1 protein-coding gene is annotated in these 1,056 nt (G+C 60.5%); it reads left to right on the forward strand.

The genetic code is table 11. The annotated features are described in order from the left end of the window. Positions 1–438 precede the first annotated feature (438 nt). On the forward strand, positions 439–714 hold the full coding sequence (locus ACIA8E_RS42065) for a WhiB family transcriptional regulator (protein WP_399307415.1): 276 nt from the start codon (positions 439–441) through the stop codon (positions 712–714). Positions 715–1,056 lie beyond the last annotated feature (342 nt).

Consider the following 1,056-nt stretch of genomic DNA (forward strand, 5'->3'; position numbering starts at 1 on the left):
CACCCGCCGAGTACGAGACCAACTACTACACGGAACTCACAAAACCCCAGGCCACAACCACAATCTGAGATCTCTACCGAACCCGGGGCGGTTCACTCCGCCGAGGCCTCAGATACATCCAACTCCACCACTAACTCGTCGACGGATGCCGGGCCAGGACCGGACTGACGCTCACAACACCGACCCCACCCTGTAAACCTCAGTATGTCCGAAGAGGCAGCAATGCTTTGCCCTCGCTGGCGCGGTCGACTCCGGCAACGCGCTTATTATTTGTTGGGCCTGCGACAGGCTCTGTGGTCGACCAAAGGGTGACCCAAGACAGTATTGCTGTCTCAACTATCGGATGCACTGTCGATGCGTGTCCGCCTCACAGGTGCCATCGATCGCATCCAACGCAGGGGTCATATTTCGTCCCCTCCGAGGAAAGGGTGCAAATCAATGGACTGGCGACTCGTGGCCCAGTGCGGATCCAATCAGGAGGATCCTGAACTGTTTTTCCCCATCGGGAACACGGGATCAGCGCTCACGCAACTCCAGCAGGCCAAGGAAGTGTGTGACCGTTGTGATGTCACTGCTGACTGCTTGGACTGGGCTACGGAGACAATGCAGGAACATGGCGTCTGGGGAGGCCGCAGCGAGGAGGAGCGTCGCGCTCAGAGGCGCCGACGGCTCCGCGAGCAGGCTGCAAACCGCCGGCTGTCCCAACCTGCATAAGGGTCCCGATCAAGCCTGGTCTCTGCCCGCACATACACAGAGGGGTACAAGCCACCGTCCCATCGCCCAGAGGGCGCACGCGAGACGGCACCTCCGACGCGTCAATAACTGATCCCTACGTTGTTCTGCGGGACGTGGTGAACCCTTCTTATGGTTCACCACGTCAGGGGCGCCGAGTGTGGCTCTGCCTGAGCTTGTAGCCGTGGTGTCGTCAGCTTGAGTCTGGTCTCGGTGAGGCAGCCGTCGATGAGGGGCCCTGCGCTTCTCGGACAGCGGTGTTGAGGTTCTGCCTATGCCGCTGCCTGCAACTCTTCGTACTCGGCGTGGACTTCTGCGGGAGTC

Source organism: Streptomyces sp. NPDC051664 (assembly GCF_044453545.1).
Taxonomy (GTDB): Bacteria; Actinomycetota; Actinomycetes; order Streptomycetales; family Streptomycetaceae; genus Streptomyces.

Coding starts and splice junctions, on each gene's coding strand:
- ACIA8E_RS42065 (WP_399307415.1), top strand. CDS start 439: ATGGACTGGCGACTCGTGGCCCAGTGCGGATCCAATCAGGAGGATCCT.